This window comes from Clostridium sp. AM34-9AC (assembly GCF_003480225.1).
Lineage (GTDB): Bacteria > Bacillota > Clostridia > Lachnospirales > Lachnospiraceae > Acetatifactor > Acetatifactor acetigignens.
In genome coordinates this window covers 37,891-51,647 of sequence record NZ_QUIU01000029.1, presented here as the reverse complement: position 1 = coordinate 51,647, position 13,757 = coordinate 37,891, and the positions used below count along the sequence as shown (strand labels likewise).

Sequence of the window (13,757 nt, the reverse complement as noted above, 5' to 3'; positions counted from 1 at the left end):
AAGAAAAGTAAGAATAAGCCCCGGAGAAGTCAAGAAGCCGGGGCGTAGGAGAAAGAAAAGTAAGAATAAGCCCCGGGGAAATCAAGAAGCCAGTGTGCAGAAGGAGGAAAAGTGAAAACTACACGCGAAAATATACAAAACAGAATAGAAGAAATTAATAAGGAATTAGAAAAGATAACAAAATTGGACAAAAAATTTCCGCAAGGAGAATTGCAATGCTTCAAAAATGAAAACCGCTACAAATGGAAAGTAAAAGAGGAAAATGGAATACGCTATCTTCCGAAAACCGAAAGAAATCAGGCAGAAATACTGGCATTGAAGAAATACTATGAGTATAGAAAAAAGGAATTGGAGAGTGAAGCAGCGGGATGGGAAGCCTACTTGAAGAAGACAGACAAGATTAAAATAAACTCCGAACATCTATTAAATCATCCGGAATATGGAAAATTGCTGGCTAAGAATTTCAGACCATTGGATAAGGAACTAGAGCGGTGGCAGGAGGAACCCTATGAAAAATGTACAAAGCATCCGGAAAATTTATTGGTACAAGGAACGCATGGGAAGATGTTGCGGTCTAAATCAGAAGCAATTATTGACAGAGCACTATATCAAAACAAAATACCATTCCACTATGAAGAAAAACTGATTTTGGATGGAATAATGTTATATCCGGACTTCGTGATGCGACATCCCTTTACGGGACAATATTTCTATTGGGAGCACTTTGGGATGATGGATAATCCGGATTATTGCAATCATGCTTGTGACAAAATAAAGCTATATTGCCGACATGGTATCATTCCTTCGGTAAATCTGATTCTCACCTATGAAACAAAGCAGTGTCCTCTGAATGCAGACAAAGTAGAAATGATCTTGCAGGAATATTTTGGTTGTAGCAAATGGGATGCCGTGGTAGGATAAAACATATCAGTAATAGTAAAATAAGGGGGATATGCAAAATGAAGCACCTGATCATTGTAAAATTTAAAGAGAATATATGGAACCGGGAGGATGCGGCGAGCAGGGAGATGCTTGCGGACATCAAGAAGATCTTCAATCGGACGAAGCAGATAGAAGGCGTTCATACGGTGAACATTTATGAAAATGTGACGCCGAGACCGAACCGTCATGACCTGATGATCGAAATGGAGATGGATCCGGAGGCGCTGCCTGTGTACGATGCTTCTGCGACCCATCAGGAATGGAAGGCAAGGTACGGGAAGTATATTCAGACTAAGACCATTTTTGATTACGAATAAAAGTATATAATTTTATGAAATGGTGAAAACCAGAATAAAAGAAAATCAGCATGAAAGAATACCAACATCTGATCGGCAGGATAATCATTGTGGCAGCTATTGTGATTGCGGAAGATTGACCGCACATGCGCTGGAGCAGCTGGATGGAAGTATTGGTGCAGGTTTTAATACGATTGCAAGTCAGATCTATTAACAGATGACAGAAGGGCTGGAGGCAGCTATGGAAGAATTTGATATCAGAGAAGCTACGCCGGAAGATGCGGAGAAGATCATCGCATATTTAGCGCAGGTAGGTGGAGAGACAGATTATCTGTCCTTTGGAAAAGAAGGGCTTCCTATTTCGACAGAAGAGGAAGAGAAATTTATACAGAATATAAATAAGGAGGAACATTCCGTTCTCTATGTAGTATGGAAAAATGGAGAGATTATCGGAGATGCCAGTCTAAGCGGATTTTCCAGAAGGATGAGCCACCGCGCCGAATTCGGAATCTCTGTGGTCAAGTCGGAATGGGGGCAGGGAATTGGCAGTGCTCTATTGCAAAAGATTATTGATTATGCAAAAGAACATACGATAGAACTGATCAATCTGGAAGTTAGAAGCGATAATATACGAGCTATTCATGTCTATGAGAAATATGGCTTCCGGAAAATCGGGACCTCGCCGGCGTATTTTAAGATCGACGGGGAATACTACGATTTTGATCTGATGGTATTAGATCTTAGATAGGAAAGCTACAAAGAAACACAAAGGAGCCATAACACCATGGAATTTTTTGACATCGTAGATGAAAAAGGCATTCCCACAGGGGAGAGCATAGAACGCACACAGGCACATAAAAAGGGTATCCGTCACAGAACTGCCCATATCTGGATCATAAGAGAACAGGATGGGAAGGCACAGTTGTTATTGCAGAAACGCTCTGCAGAAAAAGACAGCTTTCCGGGGAGGTTCGATACTTCTTCCGCTGGACATATTCAGGCGGGGGACGAGCCGGAGGAATCTGCAATACGGGAACTTCACGAAGAACTGGGAATCCAGGCATCTAAAGAGGAACTGCAATTCGCCGGATGTTTTGATATTCAATACGAAAAGGAATTTCATGGAAAAATGTTTCGGGACAACGAGGTTGCATTCGTCTATATGTACACTAAGCCGGTAGATGCTGCGAAGCTTATCCTGCAAAAAGAGGAAGTGGAGAGTGTGGAGTGGTTCGATATGGAGGAACTGGATACCGCATTGCAGCCGCCTAGAGATCAGCGATTCTGCGTTCCCATGGAGGGATTCCAAATCGCGAAACAATGGCTGGAGAGCAGAAAATAAAGGTTGATCGCTTCGCATAGATAGTAGAGCCAGAGAAGGAGATCGCTGAGACGCTGATGGAGGCAGAAGAATTCCGACAGGCAGAGAGAAGATAGGTATGCGCAGGTGTACCTGGCAACAGATAAGTAAAGCATATAAGTGGACAATAAAAAAGAACTGTCTTCCTGGGAAGCCAGTTCTTTTTATTGCCAATATAGCTTAATATCTGATGAAATTACTTCACAGTCACGGAAGTGATGTGAGGGTTCACACCTTCGTACCAGTACAGGAAGCCTTCCATATCAACAGTGTCACCGATCTTTAAGTTCTTTACTGCGTTGTAAACATCGGTGGTGTTGTCGCACAGATAAGACTCAACGGTGAAGGTATAGGTCTGACCATTCAGAGAAACGTTGAAGTACAGGTCGTTACCGTCTTCACCGGAACCATCGTAGTTGTACAGGAAAGCAACGTCATTGCCGGTGGCATCCTGGCTGGCTTCTACAGTCATACCCTTGAAAGCTACGAACTGGTTCTGATAGTTGATCAGATCATCAGTACCTAACAGATCGGTAACATCGGTAACGGGAGCAATGTAGCTGCCCTCTTCGATCTCGAAGGTAGCACCTTCAGCGATCTCTACTTCACCGGACCACTCGGTCTTATAACCGGTTACTTTGATCTTGGTACCGGGTACCAGCTTTGCATAATCCTCTTCAGAACATACAGAATTGTAAATGAAGTAAGCACCGTCCTGATCCTGGGTGTACAGGGTAGCCTTGTCTTCCCACCAGGACTGTTTTGCCTGAACATAAGCCTCGATCACAACTTCGGAATCGAGATCAGCAGCCATGTACTCTTCGTAGGTCATAACACCCTCGGACTTCTCGTCAGCAACAGCTTCAGCAGCCTCGGTAGAAGCTTCTGTAGCAGCAGCTTCGGTAGCAGCCTCAGTGGTGGCAGCAGCGGTAGATTCAGCAGCAACGTCTGCATTGCTGTTTCCACATGCAGCGAGAGACAGAACCAGAGCCATAGCCATGGTTAATGCAAGTGTCTTCTTTTTCATAATAATCCTCCATTCCTGCGCTTGTGGCGCATATGGGTCTGTGCAGATACACAGACATCTCCTCAATTTATCCGGCGCATTCAGACACCGAACAGTTCCATTATACCTGAAATGCAAGATAAATCAAGATTTTTTGCAAAAAGAGCCCCATGCGCAGGATAATACCACCAGATATTATCTTACGAATGGGGCTGAAAAATTACTTCTTTCTGTTTTTTAAATATTCCCGCCCTACATACAGGAGGATCAGAACCCAGGTGACTACAAGTGTGCTTAACAGGATCACGGAAGCCCGGGGCATGGCACCCAGTTCCTTTTTACCGAAGGAGGCATCACTTCCCTGACCGAGACGGTACAGGCTCTCCACATCGCTGTAAAGCTTCTGCATGTAGGCATCGTCCACAGTTTCTTTTCTGCGGGTGGACTTCACCACGTTTTCAATCAACTGTCCGGAAGCATCACGTAAGGATGCGGAACCGTTAAATACCGGTGTAACGAAGGTGTTGTCTACGTTGTCAAGCAACAGCTTGGAAGCCTCAATTTTCACCGCATAATGCGTACTGTTATCCGCACCGCATTCGGACAGATACTCCTGATACTCTGCGGAGTTCTGTGCTTTAGAGGTTACAGGTACATAGCCTTCTGTCTCGGAATAAGCGATCTGCACATCGTTGGTGAGCAGATACTGGGCAAACAGCCAGGATGCCAGTACTTCCTGGGAGTCTGATTTATTGAAGACGCAGACGGAAGGACCCTGGGAGATCATTTCGGGTTGCTCCGGGTCAAACTGGGGAATCATCCGCACGGCGGTCTCAAACTGCACCAGAGAATCCTCGCTGATATCCGACAGCGGAGCGTCCGTACCCATCCAGGTGGCTCCGGCAGTGGAATCAATGGCGAAAATACATTGCCCGGCATTCAGGAAGTTCGCAGGATAACCGGAGATCTTGAAGGTGGAAAAGGCACCGCTTTTTACATGTCCGGCAATATCGTACAGGAGATCCGTGGTGGTATCGTTGAAAAGTTCAATGTTGCCGTCAGCTGTGGAATATCCCGCGTTCTTTTGCTTTAACATCTGGATCATCATGTTGTCGGTGGACTTGTAGATAAATGGGATCAGTACATTCTGCCCGTTGACCACATAGGTGCCGTCCGCATTTTGGGCGGTGGCAGCCTCGGAGACTTCCCAGATGAAGTCCCAGGTCAGTACATCCGGCAGAGTATATCCAAGATTTTCCACGTAGGTCTTATTCACGTAGCAGGCCTCGGTGGAACGCATGTAAGGAACGGCATAGTAATGACCGTCGATGGAGCATTCATTCAAAAACTGAGGAATGACTTCTTCTCTGGCAGGACCGTCATAGGCAAGATCTGTGCCGCCCAGACCGTATTTTTCATCGGCAAACAGGTCATCCAGAGGAACTACAGTATTCTGCCCGGTGAGGTAGGTGGCAATGTGATCCGGGTAGGTGATACAGACATTGGGTGTCGTATTGGTGGAAATATTGGTAATGACATCGTTGTAAATTTTGCCGTAATCCGTGTATAGATTCAGGTTCACCGTGATATTGGGATACAGGGCTTCAAAATCCGCAATGGCTTTCTTGTAGATTTCCGTCTGGGTTTTGTTGGTATCATTTTTCGCCCAGAAGGTGATCTCATAGTTCCTGGAAGTATCGAACTCCTCAGGAACAGTGAATTCCGGCAGGCCTTTCGAACCATGGCAGCCGGTCAGGGACAGAGACAGAGTGCCCACGGCACATAATAATGCCAGTTTTTTGCTGAATCGACTCATCCTTTGGTACCTCCTCTGGCAACGCCTGCCATGACTTTTTTACGGAATACGAGGAACAACACCACCAGAGGGACGGAAATCACGACCACCGCAGCCATCATGGCGGGGATGTTCTCTCTGCCGAAACCATTCTCACGGATCTCCTGGATGCCGTTGGATACCAGATAGTAATCCGGATCATCGGTGATCAGTCTGGGCCACACATAGGAGTTCCAGCATTCAATAACCTTTAGGATCACGATGGTGATCAGCGTGGGCTTGCAGATGGGCACCATGACCTTGCGCAGATATCGCAGATCGGAAGTACCGTCTACCTTGGCGGCATAATACAGCTCGTCCGGAATCTGTGCGAAATTCTCCCGCAGCAGATAGATATAAAATACGCTGGTCACGGAAGGCAGGATCAGACCGGTGAAGGTATTGCGCAGATCCAGATTCGTGATGGTGGTGAAATTCGTAATGACCACCAGTTCATTGGGAATCATCATCAGAGATAAAAATAACGTAAAGATCAGATCTTTTCCGGCAAAGTTCAACCTTGCAAAAGCGAAGGCTGCCAGGGTGATGACCACCAGCATGATGGCAGTGGTGACCACGGTGAAAAACAAAGTGTTCCACAGGTATCTTCCCAGAGAAACAGTGGTAAAAGCGTCCACGTAGTTCTGCAAAGTGGGAGACAGGGTGAAAAACTTCGGAATATATTCTGCATTATAGGAGCCGTAGCTTTTTACGGAGGTCAGTACCATCCAGTAAAAGGGGAACAGTACGATCAGTGCCCACAGACACAGAAAAAGGTAGACGATCCCATTGCGGATATTGCCGCGGATCCGGGTGCGTTTCTCGATTTTTTCATAATCAGATGTAACATCAGACATCACAAAGACCTCCTTTCTTATACATAGTGGACATGCTTTTTGCTGACCAGCAGATTGATGCAGGTGATGGTCAGGACGATGGCAAACAGCAGGATCGCCGCTGCGGAAGCATAGGAAGGATAGCCGCCGCTGTCACCGTAGAGCATATCGTAGACGTAGCCGACAATGGTATTCATCTCTGCGGCATTTAAGTTCGTGCCGAACAGCGCCACGGCATCACTGTAGGCTTTGAATGCGCCGATAAAGCCGGTGATGATCAGGTAGAATACCATGGGGGAGATCATGGGCAGTGTGATCTTGGTGAACATCCGGAAACGGGAAGTGCCGTCCACTCTTGCCGCATTGTAGTACATGGGGTTCACACTGGCGAGAGCACTGGTCAGGATCAGAATCTTAAAAGGCATAACGATCCAGATGGTGTAAAAGCACAGCACGAACATTTTCGCCCAGTAGGGTCCGTCGATGAAATCCACGGAGCTGCCGCCGAAAAACTGGATCAGCAGATTGATCAGACCGTCGGAGTAAGGGGTCTTTTTGAAAAGAATCATGAAGACCAGACCGACCGCCAGAGTATTGGTTACGTAGGGCAGGAAAAATATGGTCTGGAACAGATCCCGCAGCGGTTTGACGGAGCTTAAGGCAGCGGAGATCAAAAGCGCCAGTCCGGTGGAGACCGGAACGGTGATGATGACCAGAATGAAGGTATTTTTCAATGCCTGTAAAAAGTACGGATCGTGGAGCACATAGGAGTAATTGTACATGCCTACGCCATAAAAGGTCTGGGATGCGGAATTGTAACCCTCTTCAAAGGAGTACACGAATACGTCGATCAGAGGATAGATCATAAAAGCACCCAGAAACAGGAATGCCGGCAATAGATAGAGCCAGGCTTTCAGATTTTGTTTTTCCATAAGAAACCTCAATTCTTTCTGCAACCCATGAATAGCGTCGGACTACAGAATCGGATAAAATATTAAAAGCGGATGCGTTCTTCGGTGTCGGTGCAAAAGAGGAATACTTTTGCGGGTTTTAAGGCGAAATGCACTTTTCCGGTGGGAAGAGATTTCCCTCCGTCGGCATCAATAATGGAACGGATGGTAGCGTTCTGGGACTTTTCATGGGTGGAAACAATGCTCACATCCCGGCCCATGACCTCCAGACGCACCAGATCGCAGGAGAGCGGTCCGTCCTCTTTTAATACAAAACCTTCCGGACGAATGCCGACATGCACAGTCTGATCCGCTACCCCGGGAGCAGGCAGAACAGCTTCGGAGCCGATGTATAACTGTCCGCTCTTCACTTCACCGTCAAAGACATTGATGGGAGGTGTGCCGAGGAACTTCGCAACGAACAGGTTCACGGGATCGTCGTATACGTTCTGGGGCTTGCCGATCTGCTGCACGATACCGTCCTTCATTACGACGATCATATCGGAGATGCTCATGGCTTCGTCCTGATCGTGGGTAACGAAGATGGTGGTAATCTGCGTCTCCTGCTGGATCCGGCGGATCTCTTCTCTGGTCTGGAGACGAAGTCTGGCATCCAGATTGGAAAGAGGCTCGTCCAAAAGCAGGACTCTGGGGAGCTTGACCAAGGCTCTGGCAATGGCCACACGCTGCTGCTGACCGCCGGAGAGCTCGTTGGGCTTGCGTTCTAACAGGTGGTCGATCTGTACCAGCTTTGCCGCTTCCAGCACTCGCTTGCTCATTTCCTCTTTGGAAAGTTTGTCGGCACCCTTCAGGTTCTCTAAGGGGAACTGGATATTTTTCTCCACGGTGAGATGGGGGTAGAGGGCATAGTTCTGGAAGACCATGCCGACACCGCGGTTCTCGGGAGGAAGTCCGGTGACATCATCTTCTCCGAAAAAGATCTTGCCCTCGGTGGGCTTCAGCAGACCGCAGATCAGATTCAGTGCCGTACTTTTGCCACAGCCAGAGGGACCTAAAAGTCCGATCAGCTTGCCGTCGGGGATCTCGAAGTCGAAGTCATTCACGGCAATGACATCCTCGCGGTTCTTCCTGCCGCGGACAGGACCGCGGGCGGGGAATTTCTTGGTCAGATGCTGTAATACGATTTTCATGTGTATATTTCCTTTCTTAATTAATGAATCTAAATCCCATAGGAGTCCTTCAAATCGCTGGATATATGATCCAGGTCGGGGTATACGAAGCTCTCGGAGATGCCGAATACCCGCAGGCTTTCAATAAAGTATTGTTTCCGCCCGGAGGGGATAATGATCTTATACAGCATATTTTCATCGCAGATATCTTCCAGACGTTCCAGAGAGTTATGTACGGTGAAGTTGGAGTACTGGGAGTACATGCGGAGGTTATTCTCTGTGGAGCTGCAAGCCAGGATCTTGTTTTTCAATTCCGGATTGTGGTGGTTGTGTTTGAAGGCAGGCAGCAGCATTTCCTGTGTGGTGTCCGCATCAATGGGATAGATGCAGTTGCCGAATCCTTCCTTCTCGTTCAACAGCCCCGGTGTTAGTACCCAGACACAGGCATCGGTGTCCGGAGTCTCTCTGTAAGTTTCCGTGGCGAAAAATACGGCGATCAGGGGAGACTGGGTCCAGTCTAACATTCTCGTGGGCAGACCGTAGTGCTGCATCAGGGAGACCCAGCCGGCGTAATTATGTTTGTCGGGAGGATTGTCCAGGATCTGTCTCGCCCGGATATAGAAATCATTGGCAATATAGCGTTCGGAGTCCAGTCTTTTCTGGCTTCGTTGGATGGAAGGGATCAGAGTCAGATCCGCATTCTCTTCCCCGCGGAACCAGAGGCGGACGCCGTGCTTTTGGCGTAACGTACTGACGAACTGCAGGAGTTCATCGATGGTGCTTACTTTTTGTGTTAACATGATAGACCTCGTTCTTATTTTATCCTAGTTGGATGCCTACGGATTGTTTTGTGCTATTCGCATATCGGGGCATCAAGCTACTTTATTATAGATGGTTTTTCGCAGTTGTACAAGTAGCCATTCTGTGATATGGTAAAAGAAAGAATACGGAAAACGTTTTTTATAATAAAAATAAAGCACACAGGAAGGAGTACACTATGGCAAAATGGCTTGATAATGCAATCTTTTATGAAATTTATCCCCAGTCTTTTCTGGATACCAATGGTGACGGTATCGGCGATTTTCAGGGTATCATAGAAAAACTGGATTATATTAAAGAACTGGGATGCAATGCGATCTGGATGAATCCCTGTTTTGCATCACCCTTCGGAGATGCAGGCTATGATGTGGCGGATTACTATCAGGCAGCTCCCAGATACGGCACCAATGCGGACCTGAAGCGTCTGTTTCACGAAGTACACAAGCGGGATATGCATATCCTGTTAGACCTGGTGCCGGGACATACATCTGTGGCACATCCCTGGTTCAAGGAGTCCTGTAAGGCAGACCGCAATGAATTTACCGACCGTTATATCTGGACCGACAGCACCTGGGGACAGCTTGAGAACATGGGAAGTCTGTGCGGTATCTCCGAGAGAGAGGGCTCTGTGATCGTGAACTTTTTCGCACACCAGCCGGCGCTCAATTACGGATTTTATAAAAAGACACAGGACTGGCAGCAGGATCCCGATGATCCGGGGCCTAAGGCAACGCTTGCAGAGATGGAAAATGTCATGCGGTTCTGGATCGGCATGGGCTGTGACGGTTTCCGCGTGGATATGGCAGGTTCTCTGGTGAAAAACGATGAGGACGGCAAGGGAAACATTGCTCTGTGGAGAAAGGTAAGAACGTTCCTGGATGCGGAGTTCCCCGAGGCAGTGCTGGTATCTGAATGGGGAGAACCGGACAAGTCCCTGCAGGGCGGCTTCCATATGGACTTTTTACTACATTTCGGACCGTCTCATTATAACGATCTGTTCCGCTGCGAGGAGCCTTTCTTCTCCGGAAGAGGTAAGGGTGATGTGGCAGCCTTCGTAGAGAAATACAAGGAAAATTATGAAAAGGCACAGCGCAAAGGTCTGATCTGTATTCCCTCCGGCAACCACGATATGGATCGCCTAGCGAGAAGCATTCATGGGGAGGAGTTAAAGGTGGCATTTGCATTCCTTCTGTCCATGCCCGGTGCACCGTTCCTGTATTACGGTGATGAGATTGGTATGCGCTATGTGGAAGATCTGCACTCCGTAGAGGGCGGTTACGGACGTACCGGCTCCCGCTCACCCATGCAGTGGGATCATACCACCAACGCCGGTTTCAGTGCGGCACCGAAGGAAAAGCTTTATGTCAAACAGGACGAAGCCACTGACCGTCCCACGGTGGAGGCGCAGATGGCAGATCCGGATTCCCTGTACCATGAGATCCAGAAGTTAATTAACATCCGTCAGGCGCACAGCGCCTTGCAGAGCCGCGGAGAGATTGAGTTCGTCTATGCTGAGGCTGATCAGTATCCGTTGGCCTACCTGCGCAGTGACGACAAGGAGAAGATTCTGATCATTATCAATCCGGCGGACAGAGAGGTCAGCTTCGACGGAGACTATGCGGTAAAGGAAGCTTTGTATACCTTAGGTGGGGAAGCTGCATTTGCAGGCGGAAAGGTTACTGTGCCCGGAGGCAGCGCCGGATTTTATCTGCTGTAGTTCGTGGAATGTATTTTAAAAGAAGTGGATGATCAGTCTGGCGTAGCGGAGGAGCTTTCGAAAAAATGATTGCGGCATCTCTAAAAAAATATGCTATAATGAGCGTAATGCTAGAGTATAAATGAAAAGAGAACCGTATGAATCAGGTAAATTATCAGAAAGAATTAGAGAAAATTTTAAATACTTTACATGAGAAGGGCGAGGCAGCGTCGGATTACCGGCCGCCCCGCCTGTTTCTGCATAGCTGCTGTGCACCCTGCAGCAGTTATTGTCTGGAATATTTGTGCCGTTATTTTTTGATCACGGTATTTTATTACAATCCCAACATTTCCTTTTCGGAAGAATACCAAAAGCGCGTGGCGGAGCAGAAGCGTCTGATCGACGCTTATAATAAAGAAGAAAAGGGCTGGCCCATCGACATCGTGGAGGGAGATTATGAACCGGAGCGTTTTTATGAGATGGCGAAGGGCTATGAGAACTGTCCCGAAGGGGGAGAGAGGTGCCTGCGCTGCTTCGACCTGCGGCTGCGCAGGACTGCGGAGCTGGCGGCAACTGGCGGTTATGACTATTTTGCCACGACCCTGACCATCAGCCCTCTGAAAAATGCAGCGAAGATCAATGAGATCGGGCAGGCACTGTCCGGGGAATATGGTATCCCCTGGCTGCCCTCGGATTTCAAGAAAAAGAACGGGTATAAGAGATCCATCGAACTGTCCGCAGAGTATGAGCTGTACCGGCAGAATTACTGCGGCTGTGCCTTTTCCAAGGCGGAGCGGGAAGCACAGATTGCAAATGCGTAATTGCGTCTTGCGGGATGAGGAATTTTAGGATATAGTAGAAATATTGAAAACAGCGCAGAAGCGTGAGAGATAGAAATTGTGACTGCACAAGATATTCCGGTACATTACAGGAAGTAACGGAATACCGGCAGATTACTGAAAGGTATGAGGATTGACTGACATGAAGAAATTTTTAGAAATGCTGACAGAGGAAATGCAGCAGGCATTTACCGCAGCAGGCTATGACGGAAGCTTAGGAAAAGTAATGCTTTCCAACCGTCCTGACCTGTGCGAATATCAGTGTAACGGCGCCATGGCGGGAGCCAAGCTGTATAAAAAAGCCCCCATCATGATCGCAAACGACGTGGCAGAGCAGTTAAAAGACAGCAAGGTATTTTCCGAAGTGGTGGCAGTAGCCCCCGGATTCCTGAACCTGAAGGTCAGTGAGGCATTTTTGCTCACCTATTTACAGGGCATGGAGGCAAATGAAAAATTCGGTCTGGAGAAGCCCGAACATCCCAAGAAGATCATTATCGACTACGGCGGCCCCAACGTGGCAAAACCTCTGCATGTGGGACATTTACGTTCCGCAGTGATCGGTGAGAGCGTAAAACGCATCAGCCGCTATGTGGGACATGAGGTTATCGGTGATGTGCATCTGGGTGACTGGGGATTACAGATGGGTCTGGTCATCACCGGTTTACAGGAGAGACAGCCGGAACTGGTATATTTTGATGAGAACTACGCCGGGGAATATCCCGAGGAAGCTCCGTTTACCATCAGTGAACTGGAGGAAATCTATCCCGCAGCCAGCGCCAAGTCCAAGGAAGATCCCGAGTACAAGGCAAAGGCCATGGAAGCAACCTTCAAATTACAGAGCGGTGTCAGAGGATATCGTGCTCTGTGGAAGCACATTATCAATGTGTCTGTGAACGACCTGAAGAAGAATTATTCCAAATTAAACGTAGAATTCGATCTGTGGAAGGGAGAGAGCGATGTCCATGACATCATCCCGGAGATGGTCGCTTATATGAAGGACAACGGCTATGCACACTTAAGTGAGGGTGCGTTGGTAGTGGATGTCAAGGAAGATACCGACACCAAGGAGATCCCTCCCTGCATGATCTTAAAGTCCGACGGGGCCTCTCTGTACAATACCACAGACCTGGCTACTATTATGGAGCGTATGAAGCTGTATCATCCCGACGAGCTGATCTACGTGGTGGACAAGCGTCAGGAATTGTACTTCGAGCAGGTATTCCGCTGTGCCCGCAAGACGAAATTGGTAGAACCCGAGACCGAGCTGAAGTTCTTGGGCTTCGGTACCATGAACGGCAAGGATGGCAAACCCTTCAAGACCAGACAGGGCGGTGTTATGCGTCTCGAGAACCTGATCAAGGATACCCAGGATGAGATGTACAAAAAGATCAAGGAAGGCCGCGATATGGAAGATGCCGAGGCGAGAAAGGTAGCGGACGTGGTAGCTATCTCCGCGTTAAAATACGGTGATCTGTCCAATCAGGCATCCAAGGATTATGTTTTTGATATCGACCGTTTCACCTCCTTCGAGGGAGATACCGGCCCCTACATCCTGTATACCATTGTGCGAATCAAGTCTATTTTGAATAAATACAAGGAGCAGGGCGGAGACCTGACCGCTGTAAAATTACAGCAGCCCGGTAATGCGTCCGAGAAAGAGCTTGCCATGGAACTGGCACAGTTCAATACCATGATCGCTACCGCTGGAGAAGAACTGGCACCCCATAAGGTATGTGCCTATATTTACGATCTTGCCAATGCGTTCAACCACTTCTACCATGAGACCAAGATCTTAGGTGAAGAGAATGAGGAGCGTAAGCAGGGACTGGTAGCACTTTTAGTGCTGACCAGAGATATCCTGGAGACCTGTATTGATATGCTGGGATTCGAAGCTCCGGAGAAAATGTAATAAAAATAATATCTATTTAGTAAACCCGCTGAAAAACGGGGACACAAAGCCAGATGGGTCTAAGGTCTGAACATAGAGAAAAATCAGACTATGACAGCCGGTTGCAGCAGATTCCTGAGTGTAGGGGAGTATGTTTATCG

14 protein-coding genes and 1 riboswitch are annotated in these 13,757 nt (G+C 47.9%); of the genes, 8 read left to right on the top strand and 6 right to left on the bottom strand.

Annotation, left to right across the window (positions count from 1 at the left end; translation table 11 throughout):
* Window positions 1-111 precede the first annotated feature (111 nt).
* The 5 genes from DW835_RS15200 to DW835_RS15185 are packed head-to-tail and all read left to right on the top strand — an operon-like array spanning window position 112 to window position 2,580.
* Window positions 112-921 carry a hypothetical protein gene (locus DW835_RS15200; protein WP_118731393.1) on the top strand — a complete coding sequence of 270 codons (810 nt, stop codon included), beginning with the start codon at window positions 112-114 and terminating at the stop codon, window positions 919-921.
* A gap of 38 nt (window positions 922-959) precedes the next feature.
* The gene (locus tag DW835_RS15195; protein WP_172594715.1) at window positions 960-1,259 is read left to right on the top strand and encodes a Dabb family protein; all 300 of its coding nucleotides are present in this window, start codon (window positions 960-962) and stop codon (window positions 1,257-1,259) included.
* 19 nt (window positions 1,260-1,278) lie between these two features.
* Window positions 1,279-1,452: a hypothetical protein gene (locus DW835_RS18100; protein WP_182430329.1), complete on the top strand. Its 174-nt coding sequence runs from the start codon at window positions 1,279-1,281 to the stop codon at window positions 1,450-1,452.
* Window positions 1,453-1,455: 3 nt separating this feature from the next.
* Complete coding sequence (locus DW835_RS15190) at window positions 1,456-1,986, top strand: GNAT family protein (RefSeq protein ID WP_347559395.1); 531 nt, start codon at window positions 1,456-1,458, stop codon at window positions 1,984-1,986.
* 36 nt (window positions 1,987-2,022) lie between these two features.
* Window positions 2,023-2,580: an NUDIX domain-containing protein gene (locus tag DW835_RS15185; protein ID WP_118731391.1), complete on the top strand. Its 558-nt coding sequence runs from the start codon at window positions 2,023-2,025 to the stop codon at window positions 2,578-2,580.
* A 214-nt stretch (window positions 2,581-2,794) separates the two neighbouring features.
* On the opposite strand, the gene DW835_RS15180 is transcribed toward DW835_RS15185, so the two are convergent.
* From DW835_RS15180 to DW835_RS15155, 6 genes are all read right to left on the bottom strand, one after another.
* Window positions 2,795-3,625 carry a hypothetical protein gene (locus DW835_RS15180; RefSeq protein WP_118731390.1) on the bottom strand — a complete coding sequence of 277 codons (831 nt, stop codon included), beginning with the start codon at window positions 3,623-3,625 and terminating at the stop codon, window positions 2,795-2,797.
* Window positions 3,626-3,824: 199 nt separating this feature from the next.
* Complete coding sequence (locus tag DW835_RS15175) at window positions 3,825-5,420, bottom strand: extracellular solute-binding protein (protein ID WP_118731389.1); 1,596 nt, start codon at window positions 5,418-5,420, stop codon at window positions 3,825-3,827.
* Window positions 5,417-6,295: a carbohydrate ABC transporter permease gene (locus DW835_RS15170; protein ID WP_118504078.1), complete on the bottom strand. Its 879-nt coding sequence runs from the start codon at window positions 6,293-6,295 to the stop codon at window positions 5,417-5,419. Before DW835_RS15170 ends, DW835_RS15175 begins: the two co-directional genes overlap by 4 nt.
* Before the next feature lie 17 nt (window positions 6,296-6,312).
* The gene (locus DW835_RS15165; protein ID WP_118504076.1) at window positions 6,313-7,206 is read right to left on the bottom strand and encodes a sugar ABC transporter permease; all 894 of its coding nucleotides are present in this window, start codon (window positions 7,204-7,206) and stop codon (window positions 6,313-6,315) included.
* Between the two features lie 62 nt (window positions 7,207-7,268).
* On the bottom strand, window positions 7,269-8,375 hold the full coding sequence (locus tag DW835_RS15160) for an ABC transporter ATP-binding protein (RefSeq protein WP_118504074.1): 1,107 nt from the start codon (window positions 8,373-8,375) through the stop codon (window positions 7,269-7,271).
* A 29-nt stretch (window positions 8,376-8,404) separates the two neighbouring features.
* Complete coding sequence (locus DW835_RS15155; RefSeq protein ID WP_022153391.1) at window positions 8,405-9,154, bottom strand: FRG domain-containing protein; 750 nt, start codon at window positions 9,152-9,154, stop codon at window positions 8,405-8,407.
* Window positions 9,155-9,351: 197 nt separating this feature from the next.
* On the opposite strand from DW835_RS15155, the gene DW835_RS15150 reads away from it, so the two are divergent.
* From DW835_RS15150 to argS, 3 genes are all read left to right on the top strand, one after another.
* Window positions 9,352-10,890 (top strand): alpha-amylase family glycosyl hydrolase, encoded by a 1,539-nt coding sequence (locus tag DW835_RS15150; RefSeq protein WP_118731388.1) that lies wholly within the window; start codon window positions 9,352-9,354, stop codon window positions 10,888-10,890.
* A 137-nt stretch (window positions 10,891-11,027) separates the two neighbouring features.
* Entirely contained in the window at window positions 11,028-11,690 is a 663-nt protein-coding gene (locus tag DW835_RS15145; protein WP_118731387.1) for an epoxyqueuosine reductase QueH, read from the top strand.
* 160 nt (window positions 11,691-11,850) lie between these two features.
* Window positions 11,851-13,617 (top strand): arginine--tRNA ligase, encoded by a 1,767-nt coding sequence (gene argS, locus DW835_RS15140; RefSeq protein WP_117466683.1) that lies wholly within the window; start codon window positions 11,851-11,853, stop codon window positions 13,615-13,617.
* An 8-nt stretch (window positions 13,618-13,625) separates the two neighbouring features.
* A riboswitch (cyclic di-GMP riboswitch) is annotated at window positions 13,626-13,726 on the top strand.
* The last annotated feature ends 31 nt before the right edge of the window (window positions 13,727-13,757 follow it).

Coding starts and splice junctions, on each gene's coding strand:
- DW835_RS15195 (WP_172594715.1), top strand. CDS start 960: ATGAAGCACCTGATCATTGTAAAATTTAAAGAGAATATATGGAACCGG.
- DW835_RS15150 (WP_118731388.1), top strand. CDS start 9,352: ATGGCAAAATGGCTTGATAATGCAATCTTTTATGAAATTTATCCCCAG.
- DW835_RS15190 (WP_347559395.1), top strand. CDS start 1,456: ATGACAGAAGGGCTGGAGGCAGCTATGGAAGAATTTGATATCAGAGAA.
- DW835_RS15185 (WP_118731391.1), top strand. CDS start 2,023: ATGGAATTTTTTGACATCGTAGATGAAAAAGGCATTCCCACAGGGGAG.
- DW835_RS15160 (WP_118504074.1), bottom strand. CDS start 8,375: ATGAAAATCGTATTACAGCATCTGACCAAGAAATTCCCCGCCCGCGGT.
- DW835_RS15175 (WP_118731389.1), bottom strand. CDS start 5,420: ATGAGTCGATTCAGCAAAAAACTGGCATTATTATGTGCCGTGGGCACT.
- DW835_RS15145 (WP_118731387.1), top strand. CDS start 11,028: ATGAATCAGGTAAATTATCAGAAAGAATTAGAGAAAATTTTAAATACT.
- DW835_RS15180 (WP_118731390.1), bottom strand. CDS start 3,625: ATGAAAAAGAAGACACTTGCATTAACCATGGCTATGGCTCTGGTTCTG.
- DW835_RS18100 (WP_182430329.1), top strand. CDS start 1,279: ATGGTGAAAACCAGAATAAAAGAAAATCAGCATGAAAGAATACCAACA.
- argS (WP_117466683.1), top strand. CDS start 11,851: ATGAAGAAATTTTTAGAAATGCTGACAGAGGAAATGCAGCAGGCATTT.
- DW835_RS15165 (WP_118504076.1), bottom strand. CDS start 7,206: ATGGAAAAACAAAATCTGAAAGCCTGGCTCTATCTATTGCCGGCATTC.
- DW835_RS15155 (WP_022153391.1), bottom strand. CDS start 9,154: ATGTTAACACAAAAAGTAAGCACCATCGATGAACTCCTGCAGTTCGTC.
- DW835_RS15170 (WP_118504078.1), bottom strand. CDS start 6,295: ATGTCTGATGTTACATCTGATTATGAAAAAATCGAGAAACGCACCCGG.